Source organism: Streptomyces huiliensis (assembly GCF_020037025.1).
Lineage (GTDB): Bacteria > Actinomycetota > Actinomycetes > Streptomycetales > Streptomycetaceae > Streptomyces > Streptomyces huiliensis.
Map to the genome: position 1 here is coordinate 1 of NZ_JAIQLH010000251.1, position 4,559 is coordinate 4,559.

Annotated in this window: 6 protein-coding genes; 3 read left to right on the forward strand and 3 right to left on the reverse strand. The window is 73.8% G+C overall.

Annotation, left to right across the window (positions count from 1 at the left end):
* Both JNW98_RS29960 and JNW98_RS29965 read left to right on the forward strand, forming a co-directional pair.
* A partial coding sequence (locus tag JNW98_RS29960) for a nicotinate phosphoribosyltransferase (protein WP_223771436.1) occupies nucleotides 1-1,182 on the forward strand: 1,182 nt, incomplete at its 5' end.
* Between the two features lie 242 nt (nucleotides 1,183-1,424).
* A complete protein-coding gene (locus JNW98_RS29965; protein ID WP_223771437.1) occupies nucleotides 1,425-2,012 on the forward strand; it encodes an isochorismatase family protein in 588 nt (195 codons plus the stop codon).
* Between the two features lie 96 nt (nucleotides 2,013-2,108).
* Here the strand turns inward: JNW98_RS29965 and JNW98_RS29970 are convergent, their stop codons facing one another.
* A complete protein-coding gene (locus tag JNW98_RS29970; protein WP_223771438.1) occupies nucleotides 2,109-2,438 on the reverse strand; it encodes a hypothetical protein in 330 nt (109 codons plus the stop codon).
* Nucleotides 2,439-2,872: 434 nt separating this feature from the next.
* Between JNW98_RS29970 and JNW98_RS29975 the strand changes: the two genes are divergently transcribed.
* Nucleotides 2,873-3,193, forward strand: coding sequence for a hypothetical protein (locus JNW98_RS29975; protein ID WP_223771439.1), 321 nt, complete (start codon nucleotides 2,873-2,875; stop codon nucleotides 3,191-3,193).
* Here the strand turns inward: JNW98_RS29975 and JNW98_RS29980 are convergent.
* Complete coding sequence (locus JNW98_RS29980) at nucleotides 3,179-3,859, reverse strand: RDD family protein (RefSeq protein ID WP_223771440.1); 681 nt, start codon at nucleotides 3,857-3,859, stop codon at nucleotides 3,179-3,181. The two genes, JNW98_RS29975 and JNW98_RS29980, sit on opposite strands and share 15 nt — an antisense overlap.
* Nucleotides 3,860-3,999: 140 nt before the next feature.
* Nucleotides 4,000-4,559 (reverse strand): RDD family protein (locus tag JNW98_RS29985; protein ID WP_223771441.1); only part of this gene is annotated, 560 nt, incomplete at its 5' end.

The following is a 4,559-nucleotide window of genomic DNA, read 5'->3' on the forward strand; positions in this document are numbered from 1 at the left end:
CCCGAGGGCCGCCGGTACGGCGTGGTGGCGGGCACCGGCCGGGTCCTGGACGCCGTCGAGAACTTCCGCTTCGACCCGGGCGTCCTGGAGTTCCTCGCCGACCGCGGCATCGTCGACGCGCCCACCCTGGACTGGCTGGCGGACTACCGCTTCCGCGGCGACGTCTTCGGCTACCCCGAGGGCGAGGTGTACTTCCCCGGCTCGCCGATCATGCGCGTGGAGGGCAGCTTCGCCGAGTGCGTGCTGCTGGAGACGGTGATCCTGTCCATCCTCAACCACGACTCCGCGGTGGCCGCCGCGGCCTCCCGGATGGCCGTGGCGGCGGGCGGCCGGCCGCTGATCGAGATGGGCGCCCGGCGCACCCACGAGCTGGCCGCCGTCGCCGCGGCCCGCGCGGCCTACGTGGGCGGCTTCGCCACCACCTCCGACCTCGCCGCCGGCTTCCGCTACAACATCCCGACCGTCGGCACCAGCGCGCACGCGTTCACCCTGCTGCACGACAGCGAGCGCGACGCGTTCCGCGCCCAGGTCGACTCGCTGGGCGGCGGCACCACGCTGCTCGTCGACACCTACGACGTGACCGAGGCGGTCCGGATGGCCGTCGAGATCGCCGGTCCCGAGCTCGGCGCCGTCCGCATCGACTCCGGCGACCTGCTGCTCCTCGCCCACCGGGTGCGCCAGCAGCTCGACGACCTCGGCGCCCACAAGACGAAGATCGTCGTGACCAGCGACCTGGACGAGTACGCCATCGCCTCGCTGGCCGCCGCCCCCGTGGACGCCTACGGCGTCGGCACCCAGCTGGTGACCGGCAGCGGCCACCCCACCTGCTCGATGGTCTACAAGCTGGTCGCCCGCGCGGACTCGGCGGACCCGGACGCTCCGCTGCGGCCGGTCGCCAAGAAGTCGATGGGCGGCAAGATGTCGCTCGGCGGGCGCAAGTGGGCCGCCCGGCGCACCGACGCGGACGGCGTCGCGGAGGCCGAGGTCGTCGGCACCGGGCCGGTGCCGGCGGAGCTCGCCGGGCGGCAGCTGCTCGTGGAGCTCGTCCGGGGCGGCGAGGTCGTCGCCCGGGAACCGCTGGACGCGGCCCGCGACCGGCACACCGCCGCCCGCGGCGCCCTGCCGCTCTCCGCCACCCAGCTGTCGCGCGGCGAGCCGGTGCTGCCCACCGAGTACCTGTGAGCGGTGCGTCGGCGTACCTCCGACCGCCCCCTGTGCCCCTCCCCCGGTCTCGGGGGAACCTCACTACCCTCGGTCACAGAGAGTCGAACAGAATCGCAGCCGCCGCGGTTCCGGCCGCGGCACGACGCACTGGACGTACTGGACGGCACTGGACGTACCGGATGCACCGGATGCACCGGATGTACTAGAGCAGTCGATTCCGCATCGTCGGCCGAGGGCCCTTCCGTAAAGGATCAAGCGCCATGAACCGTGCACTGATCATCGTCGACGTGCAGAACGACTTCTGCGAGGGCGGCTCCCTCGCGGTGGCGGGCGGCGCCGACGTGGCGGCCGCGATAACCGACCTGGTGGGCGAGGCCACCGCCGGTTACGCCCACATCGTCGCCTCCCGCGACATGCACATCGACCCCGGTGACCACTTCTCGGACCACCCGGACTACGTGGACTCCTGGCCGGCCCACTGCGTGGCCGGCACCGAGGGCAGCGGCTTCCACCCCAACCTGGCGCCCGCCATCGCCTCGGGCGCCATCGGCTCGGTGTTCGACAAGGGCGCCTACGCGGCCGGCTACAGCGCCTTCCAGGGCGCCGACGAGAACGGGACCGGCCTCGCGGACTGGCTGCACGCCCGGGACGTGACCGAGGTCGACGTCGTCGGCATCGCCACCGACCACTGCGTCCGGGCGACCGCGCTGGACGCCCGCCGGCAGGGGTTCGTCACGACGGTCCTGCTGGACCTGACGGCGGGCGTGGCGCGCGAGACCGTCGACGCCGCCCTGGAGGAGTTGCGCGGGGCGGGTGTGGAGCTGACGGGCAAGCCCGTGGTGGGCTGACGGGCGGGTGCCCCTCCTGGGCCTCAGGCGGTTCCGGGTCCTTAAGCGACTCCGGGGCCTCAAGCGACTCCTGGGCCTCAAGCGGACTCCTGGGCCTCAAGCGGCTCCCGCCGGGCGGCGGAGCAGCCGCGCTATCGGATGCCACCATTCCGTCTCGTCCTCCGGCGCCGACCGCCACACCAGGCCGTCCGGGTGGTGCAGCGCCGCACTCACCTCGTCTGGGGTCGGCGGTTCGCTGTTGCCGCGGAGGAAGACCGCCCGGAGGCCGAGGTTCCGCACCCGGGTGAGCGCCCGCTGACGGTTCGCGGCGTGCACCAGGACCCGTACCCGCGACCCGGGCAGTGCCTCGCCGCCGGGCGGGCTGGGCAGGGACAGGGCGACGATCACACTGCCGTCCGGGAGCTTGACGAATCCGCCGCCGGCCATCCGCATCACCCTCCGTGGACTCCGTGGAGCACTCCGAGTCGGGGCCCGCGTCAATAACGAACGGCCCCCAGGGCATCCAACCCCGATCGGCGGCGACCCGCTAGGGGATTCCCGAAATAGGGCTCTGGCCTGCACTTTTCCTCAGCACCCGGATGATCTCGCGCGCTCCCGGCCGACCGGCCCCGCCGCCCCCTCCGGCCGGTCGGGAAAAACCTGTCAATAAGGGGAGCGCCCACCGCGGGCGGGTACGCGGGCGCGTTCGCTCCACCACCCGGGCGGGCCGGTCGCTCCCCGCGCCTCTCACGCCTCGGGACGGTGGGCAAGGGTGTGCTTACCGGCCGTTCCCCTAGGGCAGACAGGACCGTAGAGTCTTTTTGCGGTACGTACCTTGTCGGCTCAGCACCCCACCATCCCCCCCGAGGACGGATTCCGTCATGCCGCGTCCGACGTCAGCACAGATCGTTTACGGCTCGGCCACCGTTGTTCTCTCGACCCTCGCCATGCTGCTGCTGTCGCGGACGAGTTCGGGCGTCGGCGTCGCCGTCGTGGCCCTGGGCGCGCTGGCGCTCGGCCTCCTCGTGGCCGCGCTGGTGCCCGGCGCGCGCCGGAGTCCACGGGCCCGGGCCGCGGAGCCCGCCGTGCGCCGGCCCGCCGCCGGGGCGCGGCCGACGGGCTCACGAGCGGGCGCGCGTGCGGGTTCACGAGCCGGTGTGCGGCCGGGCGCACGGGTGGGCGAGCACTCACTGCACGGCTGAGACCACCACGGTCTTGGCCGCCTTGTCGTGGATGCACTGCTGGTAGGGCTTGTCCCAGGCGCACCAGAGGACGTTGACCAGCCAGAAGACCGGTCCGCAGCAGGGCACGACCCACGGCAGGCAGTAGACGGCGGCCCGGACCCACCCCGGGGCGTTCCGCGGCACGGCGCCGTTCTCCAGCATCGCGACGCGGATGCCCATCGCCATCTTGCCGACCGTCTGCCCGCGGGCCGTCAGCATCAGGCCCTCGTAGACGAAGTAGACGATCGCGACGAGGACGCTCAGCCCGGTGTTCTTGGCGTTGTCCTCGGCCGGGTCCCAGTGGTTCCAGACGAACGCCGAGTAGACCAGGCTGACCGGGACGAAGACGATCAGGAAGTCGATGATCCGGGCGATCAGCCGCTTGAGGCGGCTCGCGAGCGGCGGCATGCCCGCCAGCGGGTCCGCCGCGCCGAACCCGTCCCCGTAGGGGTTGCCCGGACCGCCGGGCGGGGGTGGACCCCCGGTGTCGTAGGGGCCACCGGGGCCGGGCCCGCCCCCGTACTGGCCGCCCCCGTAGGGGCCGCCGGCGGGCGGGCCGCCACCGGGCGCTCCCCCGTACGGCGGAAGGTCCTCCGGCGGCTTCTTGCCGAACGGGTCGTTGTCCTGCGGCTGGTCCGTGCTCATGGCCCGAGTACACCGCGCGGGGCGGGCCGCCGCATCCGTCCGTATGCCGTTCGAGTTGCGGCCGGGCCGGGGCGGAGTGGCCGGCTCCGGTCCAGGACGGAGTGGCCGGCTCCGGTCCGACGGTCGGCCCCGGCCCGACGTCAGCCCCGGCCCGACGCGACGAAGGTGCGGGCCGCCTTGTCGTGCCAGCACTGCCGCCAGGGCCGGTCGAACAGGCACCACACCACGTTGAGCACCCCGACGGCGACCACGCCGAGCAGGCTGTAGACCAGCCAGCGGCGGAGCGCGGCGCCGAACGACGGGGTGTCGTGCGACTCGATGTCCAGGACGCGCACGCCGCACAGCTTCTTGCCCGGCGTGCGGCCCCAGGTGGCGGTCGGCAGCACCTCGTAGAGCACGCCGCCGAGCAGCAGCGCGGCGAGGACGACGGCGAGGTACGTGCCGGTGGTGCCGTCGAGCAGCCAGACGGTGACGGTCTCGCCGGAGCGCTTGGCCTGGTCCACCTTCTCGTCGATGTGGCTGACGGCCTTGGTCCAGAGCGGCACCGCGACGGCGGCGACGGCGCCGCCGAGCACGACCGTGTCGACCAGCCGCGCCGCGAGGCGCCGCCCGAGCCCCGCCGGACGGCCCTCCTGCCGGGCGGCGAGCAGGAACGGGTCCTCCGTCGGCGGCTTCCACGGCGCGGGCTGCTGCGGCGCGG